The following is a 20,937-nucleotide window of genomic DNA, read 5'->3' as shown; positions in this document are numbered from 1 at the left end:
AAATGTTATAGTGTTTCAATTATAACGGTTAGTTTTCATAAAATCACTCCTAGCGCTTCTAAAACCTAAAATAAAATGATAGATTTTGCATATTGCATACAATAAAGAGTATTTTCATATGACGATAGGTGTAGGTGGCAGCACAATAGAACAAGCTTTAGCCAAATTAGATAATATGACGCAACAGGTTGCGCCAATTTCAAACGACGAACTCAACGCCCGTTTACAAAAAGCGCAATCATTAATGCAACAGCAAGGCATTGCAGCTATGTATATTGACGCGGGTACTAACCTAACCTATTTTACCGGTTTAAAATGGTACAAAAGCGAGCGTTTAGTTGGTGCTATTTTGCCAGCAAAAGGAGAGCTATGTTACGTCGCCCCACATTTCGAACAAGGTTCACTGAACGATTACATGAAGCTAAATGGCGAGTTTTTTGGCTGGCATGAACATCAAAGCCCTTACGCGTTAATTGCAGAAATACTGCAAAAACAGGGGATCAACGAAGGCAAACTTGCTGTCGACCCAAGCGCTGGTTATTTTCTTGTCGACGGCATTATAAAAGCAAACCCGCAACTTACAGTGATTAACGCTGATGTTATTACCGCGCCTTGCCGTGAATGTAAATCTGATGCGGAAATTGCGCTGATGCAAACCGCGAAAAATATGACATTAGAAGTGCATAAAGCCGCAGCAAGCATTTTAAAACCTGGTATTACGACAAGCGAAGTTGAAGCGTTTATCAACCAAGCTCATAAAAAGGTTGGAGCATCAGGTTCATCGTTTTGCATTGTGCTGTTCGGTTTAGCAACATCTTTCCCCCATGGTGTAAAAGATCCTCAAGTACTACAAGAAAATGATTGGGTACTGATTGATACCGGCTGTATTGTTGAAGGCTATCATTCTGATATTACGCGTACTTATGCGTATGGTGAGGCAACTGACGAACAGCGTGCTGTATGGCAAGTAGAAAAAGAAGCGCAAATCGCTGCATTTAATGCCGCCAAAATTGGGCAAGCTTGTGAAGTGACCGATGCGGCTGCCCGCGTGGTAATTGATGCTGCTGGGTTTGGTCCAGAATACGAACTTCCAGGTTTACCACACCGTACAGGTCATGGTTGTGGCATGGATATTCACGAATCACCCTATTTAGTAAAAGGCGACACCACACCACTTGCTAAAGGTATGGTATTTAGTAACGAGCCGATGTTGGTATTACCGGGTAAATTTGGTGTCAGACTTGAAGATCATTTTTACATGACAGATGAAGGTCCAAAGTGGTTTACACAGCCAGCGCATAGCGTGGACGACCCATTTGGTTTGGCATAAACGCCACAAAAGCGCAGCTTACTAGAGTATGCTGCGCTTTATGACTGCAATCCCTGATAAAGTTGTTGGTTTTCATTACGGTGTAAGTTAAACAAAAACTTTCTTAAACGGTCACGTCCGCGTTGAACTTTGGCAATTTTCGCAGCTACAACATCGCGCTCCACTCGCACTGCTTCAAATTCTAGTGCCACTTGTTCTTCGTTAGGTAAGCTAATACATAACGACTTTTCGTTTAAAATACGCTTAAGGCTACGACGGTCGCTCACTCGAAACGCAATGCCGGTACTTGAAAGTGACAATAAGTCGTGTGCTTTACCTTTTTGGTCTTGCAATTCCACATTAACAAAATCACCGCCACGCCAACTGCGCTCACCATTTTGAATATCGACGATTTCAGGGGTACCAAGAACTGGTTTAAACTCACCGTTCTCAATTGTCATTTCGAGCGGAAACCACAACTGATAATGACTAATCTCAGCCAGTAATGTCAGTTTAGATTGCTCAAATACTTGATAAAGATTGCTTGGAATTTCAGATTTAATGCTAAGCGCATGGCCTGACTCCTCAGTTTGCTCAGGTGTTGATTTGTCTGCAAACATATTAGAGAAAAAAGCTAACTCTTCTTGTGATAATTCCATGCCCCAACCTTTCTTGTATTTAGAGCCTTCCACGTATGAATTGTTAATTTTTTATAGAGAAGAACGGGCTCTAGGTAACAAATGTCCCCATAAAGTTGTACAAACTTTATCGAAATTTTTGATTTAACTCAATGTTTCGACGGTGATTTTGTGTATTTAATCAACAAAATCGCGTTATTTTTGTAATGTATATTTGACAAAATGTAACCAAACGACTACCTAAGTGGCTTTTTTCTTGTTATTCGCCTCGCTAAACTGGCAACTAATCGTTTATCGATTAACATTTTGCTGGCGTTAATGTAAACATGCACAAATTTATATTTGAAGGATCTCACATGAAAAAGTCTTTATTAGCACTTGCGCTAACGGCGAGTACTGCGATGCCTGTTGCAGCTGAGCAGTTTAACTTTTCAAACGCTACGACCTCCGACGCAGATACACTTGTTTTATTCACCCATGAAAAGCAAGACGAAAACGTGTTTTCAAACTACCCTTTTGCACGCCAACTTAATCAAGCAATCGCTGCAAATGAATTTAGCGGTAAGTTTGCCACTAAGTTAGAAGTGGTTGCGCCACAAAACAGCATTTATAAGCGCGTAATGGTTATCGGTCTTGGCGATGACAACAGCTTGACACAATCAGAGCTGACAAAATTAGGCGGTAAGCTTTCTGGCATGTTAGAACAAAAATACATTAAGAATATTGCTGTTGATGCCTCATCATTTGCAAGCTCTGATCTTGCGCAACTTGCTCACGGCATTAACTTACGTGCATACCGTTTTGACAAATACCAAAAAGAAAAGCGTGAAGAAAAAGCGTTTACTTTTATTTCAACAAACGCAAACACTGCAAAACAAGAATACGCTCACTTAGCTAATATTGAAAAAGGTGTATTTCTAGCGCGTGACTTAATTTCTGAAGTCGCTACAGAAATGACACCAGTTGATTTTGCAAATGAAGCGAAAAAACTGAAAAAGATAGGTGTCGAAGTATCTGTATTAACACCAAAAGAAATCAAAGAACTTGGCATGGGTGCACTTGAAGCGGTTGGCCGTGGCAGCAATGAAGGTTCTCGTTTAGTTGTTGCCCATTATAAGGGCAGCGACGATGCACCCATTGCACTTGTAGGTAAAGGTATAACCTTTGATTCAGGTGGCTACAGCATTAAAACAGGTTCATCGATTGCGCGCATGAAATCTGATATGGCAGGTGCGGCAGCAGCGCTTGGTACGGTAAAAGCGCTTGCGTTAAACGAAGCGAAAGTTAACGTAGTTGCAGTAATGGGCATGGCCGCCAACATGGTATCGGAAAGCTCTGTTGCTCCTGGCGATGTTGTACGCACTGCAGCGGGTCACTCGGTAGAAATTCTAAATACTGATGCTGAAGGTCGTTTAGTACTGTCTGATGCGCTTTGGTATGCACGCACGCAATTTAAACCTCAAGTTATGGTCGATATTGCAACGCTTACTGGTTCAAAAGTACGTGCCGTTGGTAATCGCTATGCTGCAGTATTTTCAGATGATGACAGCCTAGTTGAATCTCTGACAGTTGCTGGTAAACAAGTAAATGAAAACCTATGGCGTTTACCACTAGGCTACAAAGATATGCTTAAAAGCCCGATTGCAGATTTCGCTAATATCGGTTCAGGTGGCCCGGGCGCTACAACTGCGGCGACTTTCCTACAACAGTTTGTGGGCGATACTAAGTGGGCGCACATTGATATAGCCGGTAATGCGCTTGCGTCATCAGCTAAAAATGAAGTGCCAAAAGGTGGTACAGGTTACAGCGTACGTTTATTAACACAATGGGTTGAGAATCAAGTTAAATAACTAACTTGACAGTACGACTTGATAGTGCGCTAAAAATAAAAAAGTGGGCATTGCCCACTTTTTTTGTGTTTAAGTGATCCGTAAAGATCAACACGTTCTAATACATAAGCTTAAAGCTGCCATGCATAACTAAATTTGGTAAAGAACGTACGCTCATTAGCTTTTAGACGTTGTTCGTCATCATCGCTAAACCCGTTGTCTGAATACCCTAAATAAAACAATGTTTGCGGGTTGAGCTTATATGAGTAAATCAACTGGGTGGCAAAATCACGCTCTTTATTGATCTGATTAGTAATCTCAAGCGGTGAATCACCATACTTGCCTACTTCATACTGCACAACAAGCTTCAACATGCTTTGCATATTAAATTTAAGGTTTACACGTAAGTCGGTTAGGTTAACGCGAAACGACAGAGCGTCATCGAGCTTCATTTCACTGTAAGTATGCGCGAGTTTAAACTGTAAATACTGATTCAAATCCCATGTTATTTTTGGGTTTAAATACAATGAATCACCAAGCTCCGCATTACGGTAATCGATGCGTTTACCTTCACGCGCATAAAGTGATATTTTTACATCACCCGTTGGCTTACCTGAAAACCACCAATCTCCATATTGTTCGTCGTAATAACGATTTCCATATTTCGTTTCACCTGCAATATACCCTACTTCTGTGTAAATATTGTAGATAGCCTCAAGGCCCGCGTATATTTCAAGTTCGCTGGCTAATTTATCGCCGTGTCGTTCGTAATTGATATCGTAATCGCCTTTCAGCCAATAATCCGTTACCGACTCGCCTTGTGGCATATACCAATGATAGCCGCCACCAACGAGGGCTTTTTCATAACCGGCACGTGTTACAAAACCTAAATCCGAACGAAAATCGGCATCAACTTGTCGATACGATGCTTTTAAATCATATGCTTTAGTGTTTCGTTGGTACTCAACATACGCGGTATGTCCTTGTTGATTTTCAGCAAGGTCAAAGTCAGTGACTAACTGTTCGGTGTTTTTAGTATCAGAATAGGCAAATTGATAGCGAATTTGGTCTTGTTCAGACAAATACGTTGCACCATCAACCGATGCTAAATTGTTATGATAGTTGCTACTTTGGCGGCTAGTAACCAACATACCTAAATTATCGCGTGAGCCGTAATCAAGTTGATAACTGGCAATCCCTGCATGCGCTTTTTCATCAACAACGGCTAGGTTAGACCCTTGCGTGCCAGGTAAAATCAGCGCACTTTGCTGGTCATTAGCATAAAGAACACCATAGGTGTGATTACCCGATTTACCCGTTAATTTTGCTCCCACATCTGGGTCAGCGATATTTCGGGTATGAACAAAGTTAAATAACTCCGTTTCAAATGTATCGGCTCCATCCAAGAAAAACGGGCGCTTTTCTTCATAAAACAAAGCAAATGTACTGTTTACATCAAGCTGGCTGGCATCAGCTTCAACTTGCGAAAAGTCGGGATTTATCGTTGCGTTAAGTACCGCATCCGATGAAATGCCGTAGCGAATATCTAAGCCTGGCTCAATGTCGGCATCACCATTTTGCCAACTGTCGTTGTCACGTACATCACTACGACTTGCCGTTAGTGTCGGTGTTAATTGTAAGTTTTGGCTTGGTTTTGCATGTTCAAAACCAGTAATTTTATCAAACTGACAGAAACTACATTTAATGTCGTAATCAAATTTTATATTTGAGAATTGATTTAACACACCACGTGGATAGTTACGGTATAGCGATAAACCCCATGTTTGCTTACCATCGACAAGCGGAAAACGAATTGCCGTAAATGGAATAACCATTTCTACGGTATAACCCGTATCCGTAATTTGGGTTTTCGCATCCCAAATCGCATCCCATGATGAGTCTTCTTCCCATGAACCATAATCGGTCATACGTGCATCGGCTTGTGCGCCAAGGGCGTTTACATAAAATTGGTAACCGGTGCGCTCATCATTGAAGGTATCGAGCATGACAATGACATTGTCATCAAACCACAAGTCATCGCGGTCACGAATGGACGCGCGAATTTTACCCGGTTCTGGGTCACTTGCCTTAAACGCAACATACAAGTTGTTACCATCTTGGTACATCCACACATGCGTTTCAAGCGACGCGGGAACTCCTTCTACCGGCTCTACTTCCCAAGCTAAGTCTACAAACGTCGCATTTTGCCAATGAGCCTCGTCTAATACGCCATCTACAACAATCGGTTGGTTAATATATTTAAGCTCAAAATTTTGTTTTGCAAACAGTGAAACACTTACCTGCAATAAAAAAATTGCACTAAGCCACGACAATTTTTTCACGACGCATCCTTACTTATTTTAATAATTTGTTAACATTTTCCATCTAAGCAATTCTAGTGCCAATGACCCGCCTTTGTAAACCCATCATTTATATACCTTTTTAATCATACTTTAGCGCTAGATAAGCAGCGCTATTTTACCGAATTTGCTTGAACTCTGGCGCGCACTTGCTTACAGTAAACGCCTATTAAATCAAGCAAAAGACGTTAAAATGGACAGCATTATAAAAAAAGGAATTTTACGCTTCGTAATTATTGCTGGCTTTTGCTTTTCTCAATTGATTTTTGCGCTAGATGACGAGGCGCTGACACAACAAATTGACAACATCAAACAACTTGATGATGTTAGCCAACAAATTGACGCATACCACGCAATCCAAACACAGCATCAGCTCAGTAATGAACAAACCGCACGCATTTTACATTTGATCGGGGCTAATTACGCAAAAATCAGTCAGCTAGAAAACGCAATAGCGCCACTTAAGCGCGCACTACTGTTAACAAAAAACTCGCGTAAACGCTCAGACATTAACAGACTGCTTGGATTAATTTACTACTACAGCGACCAACCCGAAGAAGCGATTGCCTACTATTCCAAAGCATTAGCATTTCATTTAGAACATAATGCCCAAGTTAAAGCCGCTCACCTTGAAAATAATATCGCGCTTGCGTACGAAAAACTCAACCAATTCTCGCGCGCGCTCGATTATTATCAACAAGCCGAACCTCGCTACGTTGAATACGGTACAAAACAAGACGTACTGGATGTAAAACTAAATCGCGCAGGCTTGCTTGCTAAGCTCGGGCACAATTATAAAGCGGTCGAAATATACGACGATCTACTTAACAATCATTACCACGAGTTAGATGAAGACACCCAATTTTTAACGCACAGTAACGTAGCCGTGTCGTTAAACGCGCTTGGTAAATACACCCGTGCTATTAAACATTTAAGTGATGCTAAAGCGATTTTAGTCAATAAAGATGACGCCTATCACTTAGCGTCTGTCGAACTAAACTTCGCGGATAGCTATATTTGGTTAACGGATTACCATCAAGCCCGCGTGCATATTGCTAATGCAGCAAAAATCGGCAAGAAGTTAAATAACCCGACAGTTAATTTTAGCGTTGCATATCACCTTTCTCGCGTCGCTATTGTGTTAGAAGAGCCTGAAATGGCGCTTGAGCAAATCAATAACGCTATCGATATCGCAAAAAAAACGGGTAACAAACAACTTTTACAAAAAGCTTATTCCCAAGCGTTGATCATTTATGGCGCCAATAATATGGTGTCTCAAGCGTATGGCGTGCGCAAACAGCAGCAACTTGTCAACACGGAAATCAAACAGCAAAACTTAAAAGAACGCCTCGCTCAAGAACAAGCATTCGAAGAGCGTAATCAACTCGAAACACGTGTCACCGAACTTGAAAAAGAAAAACAAATTCAAAAACTCGCAATAGAGAAATCAAAGCAACAGCGCATATTTTTTATCGTTGCAGGCCTTTTAAGCATTTTGTTGATAGTTGCAGCCCAGCGCCGTGCCCACGAGCGTAAAGCAAAGAAGCAGCTCGAAGTTATCGTGACGCAACGCACGCAAGAACTGCAAAAAACCAGTGAAGATTTACGTCAAGCAAGCTTAGTTAAATCAAAATTTCTTGCCAATATGAGCCATGAAATACGCACCCCGCTCACCGCAATTATTGGTCATTCAGAGGCGATGAGTAATGCCCATTATGATCTGCGTAACTTTAATAAAGATCTGGCGATCATAAATAACAATGGCAAGCACTTACTTGATTTAATCAATGATATTCTCGATATCAGCCGCATCGAAGAAAACAAACTAGAGCTGGATATCAGTACATTTAATGTAAGTGGCTTGATTGAAGAAATTGGCACTATGTTTACCACATTGGCCAATAAAAAGAATATCGATTTTTACATTATTAATGCCCTTGATGATGACTTTGCAATTAAAGCCGATCAATTCAGGTTAAAACAAATATTACTCAACCTATGCTCTAACGCTGTTAAATTTACCGACAAAGGCAGTGTTACCTTATCAATTCGTGAAACGTTTACAGGCATACGGTTTAACGTTATTGATACCGGCATTGGTATGGAAGAGCAACAACTTGAAGAAATATTCGATAGCTTTACCCAAGGCGATAGTAGTATTACCCGCAGATTTGGTGGCTCAGGATTAGGTTTATGCCTATCAGAACAACTCGCCAATTTAATGAGCGGTTCAATCTCTGTCACCAGTGAAGTGCACAAAGGCAGCGAATTTACACTTCATTTAAATGTTGAGAAAAGTAAAGTAGCTAAACCAATTACCGTTGCGCAACGCGATGACAAAGCCATTTTTGAAGGCCGCGTATTGATTGCAGAAGATCATGATGATAACCGCGAATTAATTGTACGTTTGTTGCGACATTTGGGTTTGGAAGTGGTTGCAGTGGAAAACGGTGCGCAAGCAGTTGAAGAATGCAAACACGGACGCTTTGATTTAGTACTGCTAGATATTCAAATGCCGATATTAGATGGCATAGGCGCATTAAAGCAACTTCAAGGTTCAGGGTTTACCCAGCCAATTGTCGCCATTACGGCAAATACCATGCAACACGAAGTATTGAGCTATCTTGAGCAGGGCTTTGCTGATCACATTAAAAAGCCGCTCGAACAAGAAAACTTTATCTCGACACTTAGAAAATACGTTAGCTATGACAGCAAATCTCGCAGTCACAAAGCAATTAATATTTCAAATACAGTTGACACGGGTGATCTTGCTGCTAATTTCGCAGCAGGGCTTGAACGCGAAAAAGCCGCAATAAAATCGCTTTACAGCAACGAAAGCTGGGAAGATTTACAACAAGCGTTACATAAACTGCGTGGTGCGGCGGCTATGTTTAAATATCATTCGATTGAAGAAGCCGCAGATTACTTTGAAAAAGCGTTGAAGTACAACGATAAAGAAGCGTATAGCGAAGCACTAGAAGGCATTGAATACGCTTTGTCGTCGAGTCAAAAAGTCGTTTAATCTGAATAAGTCTTAACTCGATCTGCCAGATTTGATTTATAGACCTTAATCAAACCTGACGGTGAATAGCTGATTTGTGCCAAGCTCGGCCGTTGGAAGTTTTCTTCATCTAACACAAATATATTCTTACGATCACATTTAATAGCTTTAAATAAAAATGAACCAAAGAAATTAAGTGTTTTAGAGTGCTATTTTACCAATTTCGGTAAACTCTTCTCTTATGGATGTTAGGATGAGCCTGTTAAACTCTTGTGAATAGCTAATATTACTAAACAAATCTACAGAACCCTTTGGCAAAGAAGTAATATATCTAGACTTACCTGCATGGAAAGAGTGATATTTAACGTCAATTGAGTGTTTAGCAAGTATTAAATAATATATCCCTTCTTCTGTAGCATACCAGCTAAAGTGACTCGCAAGTCCATCACTTTTTAATAAAGGTATCGAATTATCAAGACTTCCATTATTGTTGATTTTTGCTAACCACAACTGATGATCATCATATGATGAAAAAATAATTGTGTTGTTATTTAGATATTGTGCTTTAACAACTGGTTGCTCACTCAAAGTATCTATCTTATTGTCAACTAGAGAGAGGCTTTCCAGTTGAGTTCTTTTTAGACTGGTTGAACTTACAATTAAATTGCGTCCATCTTCTGACCAACTCGGAATACCATACGAAACATTTGTATTTTTAAACTCATTAATTAAGCCTGTATTCAAGTTAAAAATCATTATTTTGTTTATTTTAGAGTTCTGTGCTTGAACTAAAAATGCGATTTTCTCGCCATTTGGAGACCAGCTTAAAGATCTTATATCACTTTCTAAAAACGTTAACTGCTCTTCTTTGCCTCCATCCATTTCACTTATCCAAATTTCGTTATAACCACTTTTACCCGAAATAAAAGCCAATTTTTTAGTTGCACTTGAGTAGTGTCCCTCATATTGTGATACATCGGAGTTAAGTAACGTTTCTTTGATAGGGTTAGAATGTTCTAAGTTGATAAATGAAACATACTTATGAATTTTTTTGTGTGTAAAGAAAATCTCATTTTCAACTCTGCTAGAGCTTGGAGCAGAAAAATTTTCAATGCCCAAACTTTCAGGTTCTCCGCCACTCGCAATTACTTTGTAGCCTAAATACTTACCTGATTTTTCTGAACTAAAATAAATATTGTCGTCTATGTGGTAAGTTATACCCTTTAAATCACTCTCTGAATGTGTCAAAACCACTTCTTTACCACTAGATAAGTGAACAGATACAATTTGCTCTGATGTTAAATTATACCTTCTCTCTAAAAAGACAAACTCATCATTTAATGAAAAAACTGCAAATTTATCTTCGTAGTTACAATTTTCTGAATTACATCTGATCATAAATGGCGCTTTTGCACTATTTAATTCTTTAATAAACACTCTACTTTTGCCGCTTTTTTCATCAACTTTGTTATAAATCAACTTATTACCTGTTGAATTCGAGGACACATAAGTATTGATATCAGGCGAACAGTAATCAATTGAGGATGTTTGGGTTGCAGATAACTCTTTAGTTTTAATTACACAGTTTTCATTTTCAATGTCTATATAAGCAATACCTTTACCACTATCAATCCAAGCAGGACTATGCTTTTCACCAGGCCCATCCGTAACTTTTCGTAGTATATTTGTTGATTTTAAATCCAGAGCATAAATTTCATTTCTTTCTCCAGGCTTTTTCCATGCAAAAGTAAGCCAATTTATGTTTGGAGAAAATTCCACCTCTCCAACTTTTCCGTTTAGTTTCGCAATTACGTTAATTATCTTTGGTTGAGAACCATCAACAAATAAGATTTTATGAGAAAAATAAGCCAAAGATACAGTGGAGACAAGAGTTAGCATGGTAATTGCGAAAAATGTAACTTTTTTGTTTTTTTCGCTTATGACTTTTGGTTCTACAACTAGGCGGTACCCTAAACCACGCTTAGTTGAAATATACTCTGTATTATCAAATTCACTAAATGCTTTCCTTAGTAGCCATATTGTATTAGTGACTCCTTTTTCACCGACATAAAAGTTACCTTGCCAAACTTGTTCAATTAACTCCTCTCTTGAAACATATCGATGATAGTTCTTAATAAGGATACACAATACCTCAAAACATTTATTTTGACTCAGGCATAACTCAGTGTTCTCGAAGTGAACGCTTTGTAAATCTTTATCCACCAGAAATGAGCCTATTAAATACTTCGGCATTAATACCCTCTGTTAAATTAATAAGTTTATAGACCAATGATGCTTCAATTTAAGAAACCTGTCTACGAAATCGAGTTTATCTTAACTGATTGATATTTTTAACTATTGATATTCATAAGATATTCAAGAGACATTTATAGAGACTAATTTTATGCCCTTAGCTGTGTTTGATTGATATAAAAATGTACCTAATTAAACAACTAGCGATTTAAATGAACAGCATATTTGAAATCTTTTCTAGAGGTTTTGGACCTTCGAGCTCTCATACTGTTGGACCTACTAGAGCGGTTAATTCATTTTGTAATGAACTGATTGAAAAATCATTATTAGACACCGTTAATGAAATAAACATTGATTTATATGGTTCGCTTGCGAGCACTGGTATAGGGCATGGCACTGGGACTGCAATTATTTATGGATTAATGGGCTTCATTCCGGAAACGATCGATATCGTTTTAGCTAAAGTGAAGGCTGATTTAGTTAATGCCTCTGGTGTACTCCTTTTGAACGGAAGTAAATCTATAAGGTTTTATCCGAATGACAATATTCATTACAACCCTAGAGTTGAACTTTCTGGTCATCCTAATGGGATAAAAATAACAGCAAGTTTTGAAAATAAAAGCGAAGAGATGACACGAATTTATTACTCAATTGGCGGCGGTTTTGTTGTTTGTGAGAATGAAATTAACTCTTTGCATCATCATGAAGGGCCATTTAAGAATATCAAAACGTTTAGCGATATAAAAAAATTTTGTAATGAAAAATCTTGGAATTTATCTACTTTTGCTAGAAAAGTTGAAGAGCAATTTACAGACAATATTGACCAAGAGTGTTATCAACTTTGGACTGAAATGCAAAGCTGTATTGAGGCAGGTTTCCTGTCCTCTGATAGTATTTTGCCAGGTAATCTAAAAGTAAAAAGAAGAGCACCATCACTATATTTGAAGCTCAAACATCTTCTCGACTCCAATGATAGATCTTTAAGTGAATTAGATTTTCTGAATTTATGTGCAATGTCAGTAAATGAGGAGAATGCAGCTGGTAACAAAATAATTACAGCCCCAACTAATGGCGCCGCAGGTGTCATACCGTCAATCCTCAGTTATGTAAATTTTTACATCAAGCCTATAACCCCAAAAGTAGCTGCGGAGTTTTTTCTAATCGCAAATACCATCGCAAATATTTACAAGAAAAACGCTTCAATTTCTGGGGCTGAAGTTGGGTGTCAAGGTGAAGTTGGTGTTGCCTCTTCTATGGCTGCAGGAGCGTTAGCTCATATTTTAGGTGGAAGTATAGCTTCAATTGAAAATGCTGCAGAAATAGCCATGGAACACCATCTTGGAATGACTTGTGACCCTGTTCAAGGGTTAGTGCAAATACCATGCATTGAAAGAAATGCGATGGGAGCCGTCAAAGCTCTTAACGCAGCACGAATGGCTGTGTACTCACCCAATGAATCAAAGGTCTCGTTAGACGATGTTATTAAAACGATGTATGAAACGGGAACAGATATGAATTCTAAATACAAGGAAACGTCAGAAGGAGGATTAGCTATAAACGTCAAAACAATAATGTGTTAAATCATGGGGAGTTTTTATCTGAATGACTCACGCAACTATTTTAAAAATTTATATACATAATCTGATAGGGAAAAAAATGAAAATTAAATTCATGCTGTTAGCATCTGTTTTTTTATCAACATCAACATTCATGCATGCACTCGAACTAAAGAATAAACAAAATCTAAAAAAGACTCCCCCTGAAATTTTAAATCAGGATAGTATTTGGGGGTTCAATAGTGAGAATCGTGAACTTATAGATATATATACTTCTGATGGGGATAAAATCACAGTTGTTGACGTAGATGGCCTAGCATATCTGGGTGATATGATCTTGGGTAGTGTCGATGACCTTCAAACTTATGGTCTTAAAATATATAAAGAAGAAGATGACAATGACCTGAAAAGAGACTGGATAGGTACGCAAGCACATACTGTATATCCATCAACGGGTAAATTATGGAGGAACGGCGTTGTTCCTTATGTCTTTGATTCTAGCTTAGGCCCTTATGCGAAACAGGCTGTAATAAGTGCAATTCAGCAATGGAATACTAAGACTAATTTGAAGTTTGTTCCCCGAACAAATGAATATGATTACATATCAGTATCTGGCGGTAGATCTTGCTCTTCATGGGTTGGTAGAGTTGGCGGGAAACAAAAAGTAACGCTTAGTGAGTTATGTGGTCTGCACGCTGCACTCCATGAACTTGGCCATGCTGTTGGATTTTTTCATGAACATACAAGGCCTGACCGAGATAGTTATGTTCAGATCAACTATCAAAATATAATAAATGGAATGGAATATAATTTTCAGCAGAAAAGCATTAGTGACAGCACTGGCAGGGGTAATTATGACTATTATTCTATTATGCATTATCCTGCTAATGCATTCACTAAAAATGGATATAACACTATAACACCGTTAGTTTCAGGTGTTGATACGAGTTATATGGGATTTGGTAACTATCTTTCTGAAAATGATATCAACGCAGCTAACACACTGTATTCTAATTATATTCCACCGACAAATGTTGAAACCTACAGGGGACAACTAAGTGGTAACGGTGATTCTGATATTCAAATAAATGGCAATTACTTTGAATTTGAGGGCGGCAATTTAAGAGCTACCCTAAAAGGCCCTAGTTCAGCTAACTTCAATTTGTATTTGTATAAATGGAACAGCCTTACCGGTAGCTGGGCTCTGACTTCAAGTTCAACAAACACCAGTTCTAACGAAACAATTTATGTTAATGTTGATCAAGGGTCTTATTATTTTCTTGTTTACTCATTAAGCGGGTATGGCAGATATGAGCTAGATATAGAAAAGTAGATTCTGCATTTTATGCGGTCTGAAATAAGACCGCTTTTGATAACTCTCAAAAATCTCTATTTGCAGTACTATAAGTAAAGTGCCAACTACGGACTTTCAATACTAATTTTTATAGATATTTTTAATTCGCATCATCGGCAACGGATTCAATGGGTTTCGGCCTATCTGAATGAAAGTAAAGCGAATTAACGTCTTGTGAAAGTTTGCATTAGGAATAGCCTGTTTCACTTCCTTAATAAAGGATTTATCTACGCCGTTTTTTATAAAGCCTAATGAGAAGTCAACCAGATCTGCTTTTCTAAACACTTCTGCAAATTCGTTGTAAGGGCCTTTATATTCAGTAATCAAATGGTGCATATCAATGATAATTTGAATTTCTTCTTTCCAGTCATCAAGACCTTGCTTTTCTAACCACTGATGACAGTCTTGATACGATGGAACAAGGTAATCTACTCTGTCGTGAGTCCACAGTGCAATATCATGGAAAACTGCGGCTATTTGAATTTTCTTACTTTCTTCCTCTGAAATATTTGGCAATAAGAAATGACAATAATTAAGCATTCTGGTTATGTGATTTCTATAGCCGTCAAAATCTTTGTTAATTACATCACGAAACTGCTCTAAAATTTCATCAACAAGTTTAAAACTAGTAACGATTGCCATGTTTCACCCTTCAATAATTAAATTAGTGCATTCATTATATTGGTATGAATATTATACGATATGGCTATAATGGCATTAAATATTACTATCTGGCCAAAATTACATGAAAGAAGTCGTCATTGTTGCTTTTGAAGGAATTAGCTTATTCCACCTTTCAGTGCCAATAGCTATTTTTGCAGACGCTGTACTCGAAGAAAAAAGATTGTTTAATGTTCGAGTCTGTTCAGAAACAAACGGAAAAATAAACTCTTCAAATGGGTTAGGCATAGATATTGAAAACGACCCCTCTATTATTCATGAAGCAGATATAATCATTATTCCAAGCTGGCAACCTGAAAAGCATCCGAGTCCACATTTGATAGAACTGCTCGTCGACGCACACAATAATAAAAAGTTAATCGTTGGTTTGTGCCTAGGAGCTTATGCACTAGCGTATAGCGGACTACTGAAAGGCAAGAAAGCAACAACTCATTGGAAATACGGAGATGATTTTAAAACAAAATTTCCTCACACCTCTTGTGATATTAACCCCCTATATTTAGCTGAAAATAACATAATCACGTCTGCTGGAAGTGCTGCAGCTATCGATTGCTGCCTTTATATTGTAAGGCACTACTACGGGGTTAAAACAGCGAACAAAATTGCCAGAGTAATGGTTTCATCTCCAGAACGTAATGGCGGACAAAAACAATATATAGAGAATCCAACCATAGAAAAGCCAAGAGATGAGCGAATTGCAACGTTGATAAGTTTTGTTATACAAAACATTACATACAATCATACTTTAGAAAGTGCAGCTACCTTCTGCATGATGAGCACTCGTAGTTTCAGTCGAAATTTTAAATCATCCAATGGGATCAGTTTTACATCTTGGTTGATTAATCTTAGGCTTAACAAAAGCTTAGAATTATTAGAATCCACCCACTTTTCTGTCACCAAAATATCAGAGAGAACTGGCTTTAGCTCTGAACAAGTGTTTCGTAAGCATTTCAATAAAAGATTTGATACAACGCCAATGTCATGGAGAAAACTATTCAATAGTTCTCACGGGAATTGAAAAGTTACTTCTACGCCTACTTTTCGCTCATGGCAGCCTGTCAGGTGAAGTTCAAACCTATTTATCGAAACTGCAAGATCAAATATGCGCTACTACATTTAATCAAATGCTAAACTGTCGAGTGCCTGTCGCCCTTCAAGTAGGGTGCAATCGGTTTTTGCCATTAGTTGCGTAAGGGTAATCGTTGGGTTTCGCCTTACAATCTCAATTAGCTCACTTGCGCTTGCTTTTGGCTTTACACTTTTTAGTTGGGTAATCACCCATAACCAACTCGGCTCATTTTGCGTTTCTGCCAATTCAATAATTAGCGCAAACTGAGGCCAATCGCCTTGCAGTCGCCAGTTTCGAGACCGCCCTTTTCGCGTTAATTTTGCGCCAGAAGCCTTAATCAGCGCTTTTAACTCATTCGCTTGCGCGATACGTCGTACAAAACTGTTTAATTGAATTTCAAGCATGTTAACGGTTGGAATTTGCAAAGCACCTCAGTGTTAACAGGCTAAATAAATGCTAACAAGGCAACGTTTTATTTATGTAGTTGTTCTACACAGTAAAATTTACGTATTGTTAGCAAATTATTAAGCTTGTTAGAAAGGTCTACAGGTTACATAAATTGATATCACACTTTAAAGCGTGATATCAATTCAGATAGCTCATGTGACAGTGCATTCAATTGCTTTAATTGCTCGGTATCTTTCATCGCGATGCCATGGAATTGGCGAGATAAATCGGCGATTTCTACTGCCGACTCATTAATATGTTGAACCACATGATTTTGCTCTTCTGTCGCGGTGGCAATTTGCTGGTTCATGTCTTTTACTTCTGTGATACGCGCATCAATTAAGTTAAGCGTTTGGCTTGATTCAACCGAGCTTTCACTCACCGCTTTTGTCGTTTCAAAACCCTGTGCCATTGCTGACAGTACGGTTTCGGTTGATTGTTGAAACTGCTCAATTTGACTGCGGATTTGCTGGGTTGAACCTTGTGTTTTGCTTGCTAGTGTTCGCACTTCATCAGCGACCACCGCAAAGCCGCGCCCCTGCTCTCCAGCACGCGCCGCTTCAATTGCGGCATTAAGCGCAAGCAAATTTGTTTGCTCTGAAATAGCATTGATCACATCAACAATCGAGTTAATCGATTCCGCTTGGTTCGCCAATTGTTGAATATCCTGATGCGCTTTTTCAATTACGCTCGTTAATGCTTTCATTGCACTGGCATTTGATTCAACTTGGCTAATGCTTTGTTTAGTGTTATCTACTGCGTGCTCACTGCTTTTCGCTGTATCAAGGGCAAGGTGCGATACTTCTGCCACTGTTGTGCCCATTTCAGTAATGGCAGAGGCTACTTGCTCACTTAAACCGTCTTGTTGGAACGCCAAATCGGTAACTCGCTCGAACGATTTAACCAGTACCTGAATATCGTTTGCAAGCTGAGTTTCAATATCTTTAAGGCGTGTGATCATACGTTGATTGTTTTCAATTACCGCATTAAATCCTTTAGCTAAAGTACCCAATTCATCATGTCGACTGTCATCAAGTCGTACCGTTAAATCACCATCTTGCTGTGCCATGGCGAGTAGTTTATCTGAAATACCTGAGATATTTTTCGAAATACGATTGGCCAACAACACCATCACAACGATAAAACCAATCGCAATCACCAAACTTACTGCCACAGTTTTAAATAGCGCGCTAGTAATTTGGTCACTCAGTTCTGCACTAGGCAATAGCGCCACTAACGTTAAACCCGTACCTTCAAGTGACTGACTTGCCACGTAATGCTGTTCACCCATTAGGTCAAGGGTGCCGATTTGCGCACTTTCAAGCTGTTTAGACTGATTAATAAGCTGCTTAAGTGGTTGGTATTTTTCAATTTTATTAAAATCAGAACCAACTAATTGTTCATTGGGATGTGCTGCGAAGGTGTTATCATCCTTAATCAAAAATACATAGCCAGCTTCACCAATCTTATTGTTTTTAATGATATCGGTAATACGGCTAATATCGTAGCCAAGACCCGTTAAACCATAGTCTTTACCGTTTAAGTTAACTTTAACGTTCGTATACGCAATCAGCTTTTTCGTTTCTTGGTGAACAGCTACCGCAAGTTGTTGCTCAATTGGCTTTTGCATAAAGGCATAAAACCATGCATCTCGCGGATCGGTTGTTGAGATGGTTTTTAAAATGCCATCATTTTGGTAGTACTTGCCTGTCACACTTGATACTAAAAAGACGACTGCCGCATTGTTTTCAATTTTTATATGCTCGAAGTAATCTTGAATTTCAGGCCATTGCTCAGCGTTTTCACCCTCTTCAACCCATTTCATCAAAAAGCTGTTTTGTTCCATGCCTTTCGCTAGTGCAAGTGGGGTGTTTAGTTCTGCACGAATACTTGCTTCAACTTTACCCAGCAAAGCAGGAAAATATGCTTGATCGTTAAATTGTTCGAAAACTCGGTTAAATTGTGCACTGCTAAATAGCGTGGACAACAAGGTGCTTAACACTAATGCAAACGTAATGGTAAGGATTAACGCATTGCGAATACTGATATTGAGACGTTTTATCATACTACTGCTATCTGTTTGATAATTAGTAACACTTGGCATCAATTGCCAGGCAAATAGGTTTGAAGTTTATTATAATTGGTACAAGATTTCGAGCGGTTAATGTTAATTTACGCAACAATGTGATGACTTATCACGCCGAATAAGTAACGTACAAACAAAGCACTATTAGAGTTTTAGGGTTATTCGACATCAACAAAGTTAACGGCGGTTAATACAATAATCGCCTCAATGCACCTTTTATAATTGAATGAATTGGTATAGATGAAGCGCCAAAAATCACTACCCTGAACAAACGATATTTCAGGGCAGCCCATTTATTTTTGCTTTATACCGTAAATTCTGAAATAAGTGATGACAGCTCACTTGCTAAATGATTTAAGCGTTTTAGCTGTTGTTGATCTGCAACCGCTATATCGTTGAACTGCTTCGATAAATCAGCGATTTGTACTGCCGACTCATTAATATGTTGCACCACCACGTTTTGCTCTTCAGTCGCTGTAGCGATTTGCTGGTTCATATCTTTTACCGCGGTAATACTGCGGTCAATCGTGGTTAAAATTTCTGCCGACTGAGCCGATGTTTCACTTACTTTACTGGTGGTTTCATTGCCTTGTGCCATGGCATTGAGCACAATTTCGGTTGAACGTTGGAATTGATCAATTTGCCCGCGAATTTCTTGCGTCGAGCTTTGCGTTTTACTTGCAAGCGTTCTTACTTCGTCAGCAACAACTGCAAATCCACGTCCTTGTTCGCCTGCTCGCGCGGCTTCAATCGCGGCATTAAGTGCGAGTAAATTAGTTTGTTCTGAAATAGCGTTAATCACATCAACAATTGAATTAATCGACTCTGCCTGCCCTGCAAGTTCTTGAATATTTTGATACGCTTCGCCCATAACCTGCGTTAACTGGTTCATCGCCAATGTACTTGACTGCATTTGTTCGATACTTTGTTTCGTATCACTTACTGCATCTTCGCTGGTGTTAGCAGTATCAAGTGCAAGGTTTGACACCTCAGAAACCGTAGTACCCATTTCAGTAATAGCCGATGCCACTTGCTCACTCAGTGCATCTTGATTTGATGAAAGGCTCGTTACTTGGTCGAACGAATCGACTAGGGCTTGAATGTCTTGCGCCATTTGCAATTCGATGTCTTTGAGTTTAATCACCATTTTTTGATTGTTAGCAATAACCGCATTAAACCCACGCGCAAGATCACCGAGTTCATCTTGACGTGAATCATCCAAACGCATCGTCAAATCGCCGCCTTGATTACCCATTTCAAGCAGTTTGCTACCAATACTTGCAATACTGCGCGACACGCGATTAGCAATCCACACCATAAGCACAATAAACACACCCGCGATTACGCTGTTAACAGCAATTGTTAACATCATCGCTTTGGATATTTTGCTGCTCATTTCACTGGTTGGCATCAATGCAACCAACTGCCAACCGATGTCTTCTAAATTTTGCGTAGCTGCAAAATAGGTTTCGTTATCAAGTTTAATTTTTTCTAATTGCGTTTGCTGTGAAGCTGATTGAGACAGTAGCGCTGATAATGGTGAGTATTTGTTGATAGCTTGATAATCTTTACCCACAAACGCTTGGTTTGGGTGTGCAGCAATTTTGCCATCTGGGCGCAATAAAAATACATACCCTGTTTTGCCAATTTTATTCTGGTTTACAATATCGATAATTTTACTGATGTCGTAACCTAAACCAGTGAGACCTAAATCTTGCCCATTAGCGTTCACTTTTACATTAATAAAGGCGGTTAAGCGTTTTGACTGCTCGTCTACATCAACAGCCACTTGTTGGGTATTTGACGAGTGCATAAACTGAAAAAACCAACTGTCGCGATCACTACTTGCCGATAGCGTTTTTAAAATGCCATCGTTTTGATAGTAATTTAAGCTTTGCTGCGATACCCAAAACACAACGGCTGCGTCATTGGTGTTTTTAACATTGGCAAAATATTGTTGAATGCGGGGCCATTCATCATTTTTTTCGCCTTTTAACGCCCAATCAATTAAAAAGTCATTTTGCGCAAGTGCTTTCGATAACGCGATGGGCGTATTAAGTTCAGCACGAATACTGGCTTCTACTTTGCCAAGTAACGCCGGAAAATATTCTTGCTCGTTAAACTCATCGAACACAGAATTAAATTGATTACTGCTAAAAAGCGTTGAGAAAAGTGTACTTAAAACAAGTGCAAGTGTGATGGTGGCAATAAGTGCATTGCGAATGCTGATATCTGAAAGCTTCATGAATTGTTATTTTGGTTTTGGGTATAAAAAGCATAGACCAAAATTATCAATGTTATATGTTTTAAAACGAAATATTGCTAAAATAACAACAAAAAATCGCCAGCACGAA

13 protein-coding genes are annotated in these 20,937 nt (G+C 38.9%); 6 read left to right on the top strand and 7 right to left on the bottom strand.

The window, feature by feature from the left end; all coding sequences use genetic code 11:
* Positions 1 to 118: 118 nt before the first annotated feature.
* Complete coding sequence (locus PSPO_RS17200; protein ID WP_010559313.1) at positions 119 to 1,330, top strand: M24 family metallopeptidase; 1,212 nt, start codon at positions 119 to 121, stop codon at positions 1,328 to 1,330.
* Positions 1,331 to 1,368: 38 nt separating this feature from the next.
* On the opposite strand, the gene PSPO_RS17195 is transcribed toward PSPO_RS17200, so the two are convergent.
* Positions 1,369 to 1,968, bottom strand: a complete 600-nt coding sequence (locus tag PSPO_RS17195; RefSeq protein WP_010559314.1) for a hypothetical protein — start codon at positions 1,966 to 1,968, stop codon at positions 1,369 to 1,371.
* 335 nt (positions 1,969 to 2,303) lie between these two features.
* On the opposite strand from PSPO_RS17195, the gene PSPO_RS17190 reads away from it, so the two are divergent.
* Entirely contained in the window at positions 2,304 to 3,797 is a 1,494-nt protein-coding gene (locus PSPO_RS17190; protein ID WP_010559315.1) for a leucyl aminopeptidase, read from the top strand.
* Between the two features lie 110 nt (positions 3,798 to 3,907).
* Here the strand turns inward: PSPO_RS17190 and PSPO_RS17185 are convergent, their stop codons facing one another.
* A complete protein-coding gene (locus PSPO_RS17185; protein WP_010559316.1) occupies positions 3,908 to 6,118 on the bottom strand; it encodes a carbohydrate binding family 9 domain-containing protein in 2,211 nt (736 codons plus the stop codon).
* A 211-nt stretch (positions 6,119 to 6,329) separates the two neighbouring features.
* Between PSPO_RS17185 and PSPO_RS17180 the strand changes: the two genes are divergently transcribed.
* Positions 6,330 to 9,158, top strand: a complete 2,829-nt coding sequence (locus PSPO_RS17180) for an ATP-binding protein (RefSeq protein WP_148665284.1) — start codon at positions 6,330 to 6,332, stop codon at positions 9,156 to 9,158.
* Positions 9,159 to 9,338: 180 nt separating this feature from the next.
* On the opposite strand, the gene PSPO_RS17175 is transcribed toward PSPO_RS17180, so the two are convergent.
* Entirely contained in the window at positions 9,339 to 11,360 is a 2,022-nt protein-coding gene (locus PSPO_RS17175; RefSeq protein WP_010559318.1) for a winged helix-turn-helix domain-containing protein, read from the bottom strand.
* Between the two features lie 242 nt (positions 11,361 to 11,602).
* On the opposite strand from PSPO_RS17175, the gene PSPO_RS17170 reads away from it, so the two are divergent.
* Entirely contained in the window at positions 11,603 to 12,970 is a 1,368-nt protein-coding gene (locus PSPO_RS17170) for an L-serine ammonia-lyase (RefSeq protein ID WP_010559319.1), read from the top strand.
* Positions 12,971 to 13,046: 76 nt separating this feature from the next.
* Positions 13,047 to 14,279: a M12 family metallopeptidase gene (locus PSPO_RS17165; RefSeq protein WP_158523461.1), complete on the top strand. Its 1,233-nt coding sequence runs from the start codon at positions 13,047 to 13,049 to the stop codon at positions 14,277 to 14,279.
* A 102-nt stretch (positions 14,280 to 14,381) separates the two neighbouring features.
* Here the strand turns inward: PSPO_RS17165 and PSPO_RS17160 are convergent, their stop codons facing one another.
* Positions 14,382 to 14,942, bottom strand: a complete 561-nt coding sequence (locus tag PSPO_RS17160) for an HD domain-containing protein (protein WP_010559321.1) — start codon at positions 14,940 to 14,942, stop codon at positions 14,382 to 14,384.
* A gap of 103 nt (positions 14,943 to 15,045) precedes the next feature.
* Between PSPO_RS17160 and PSPO_RS17155 the strand changes: the two genes are divergently transcribed.
* Entirely contained in the window at positions 15,046 to 15,999 is a 954-nt protein-coding gene (locus PSPO_RS17155) for a GlxA family transcriptional regulator (RefSeq protein ID WP_010559322.1), read from the top strand.
* Positions 16,000 to 16,097: 98 nt separating this feature from the next.
* Here PSPO_RS17155 and PSPO_RS17150 read toward each other — a convergent pair whose 3' ends face one another.
* The 3 genes from PSPO_RS17150 to PSPO_RS17140 all read right to left on the bottom strand — a co-directional run bounded on the left by PSPO_RS17150 (position 16,098) and on the right by PSPO_RS17140 (position 20,828).
* Positions 16,098 to 16,475, bottom strand: coding sequence for a ribosome recycling factor family protein (locus PSPO_RS17150; protein ID WP_010559323.1), 378 nt, complete (start codon positions 16,473 to 16,475; stop codon positions 16,098 to 16,100).
* 140 nt (positions 16,476 to 16,615) lie between these two features.
* The gene (locus tag PSPO_RS17145) at positions 16,616 to 18,562 is read right to left on the bottom strand and encodes a methyl-accepting chemotaxis protein (protein WP_148665283.1); all 1,947 of its coding nucleotides are present in this window, start codon (positions 18,560 to 18,562) and stop codon (positions 16,616 to 16,618) included.
* A 325-nt stretch (positions 18,563 to 18,887) separates the two neighbouring features.
* Positions 18,888 to 20,828 carry a methyl-accepting chemotaxis protein gene (locus PSPO_RS17140; RefSeq protein ID WP_010559325.1) on the bottom strand — a complete coding sequence of 647 codons (1,941 nt, stop codon included), beginning with the start codon at positions 20,826 to 20,828 and terminating at the stop codon, positions 18,888 to 18,890.
* Positions 20,829 to 20,937 lie beyond the last annotated feature (109 nt).

Source organism: Pseudoalteromonas spongiae UST010723-006, assembly GCF_000238255.3.
Classification (GTDB): Bacteria; Pseudomonadota; Gammaproteobacteria; order Enterobacterales; family Alteromonadaceae; genus Pseudoalteromonas; species Pseudoalteromonas spongiae.
This window is presented reverse-complemented; position numbering and strand designations above follow the sequence as displayed.

Bases quoted from the DNA above. Each gene is read 5' to 3' on its own strand.
- PSPO_RS17200 (WP_010559313.1), top strand. From the start codon at position 119: ATGACGATAGGTGTAGGTGGCAGCACAATAGAACAAGCTTTAGCCAAA.
- PSPO_RS17195 (WP_010559314.1), bottom strand. From the start codon at position 1,968: ATGGAATTATCACAAGAAGAGTTAGCTTTTTTCTCTAATATGTTTGCA.
- PSPO_RS17190 (WP_010559315.1), top strand. From the start codon at position 2,304: ATGAAAAAGTCTTTATTAGCACTTGCGCTAACGGCGAGTACTGCGATG.
- PSPO_RS17180 (WP_148665284.1), top strand. From the start codon at position 6,330: ATGGACAGCATTATAAAAAAAGGAATTTTACGCTTCGTAATTATTGCT.
- PSPO_RS17170 (WP_010559319.1), top strand. From the start codon at position 11,603: ATGAACAGCATATTTGAAATCTTTTCTAGAGGTTTTGGACCTTCGAGC.
- PSPO_RS17165 (WP_158523461.1), top strand. From the start codon at position 13,047: ATGAAAATTAAATTCATGCTGTTAGCATCTGTTTTTTTATCAACATCA.
- PSPO_RS17160 (WP_010559321.1), bottom strand. From the start codon at position 14,942: ATGGCAATCGTTACTAGTTTTAAACTTGTTGATGAAATTTTAGAGCAG.
- PSPO_RS17155 (WP_010559322.1), top strand. From the start codon at position 15,046: ATGAAAGAAGTCGTCATTGTTGCTTTTGAAGGAATTAGCTTATTCCAC.
- PSPO_RS17145 (WP_148665283.1), bottom strand. From the start codon at position 18,562: ATGATAAAACGTCTCAATATCAGTATTCGCAATGCGTTAATCCTTACC.
- PSPO_RS17140 (WP_010559325.1), bottom strand. From the start codon at position 20,828: ATGAAGCTTTCAGATATCAGCATTCGCAATGCACTTATTGCCACCATC.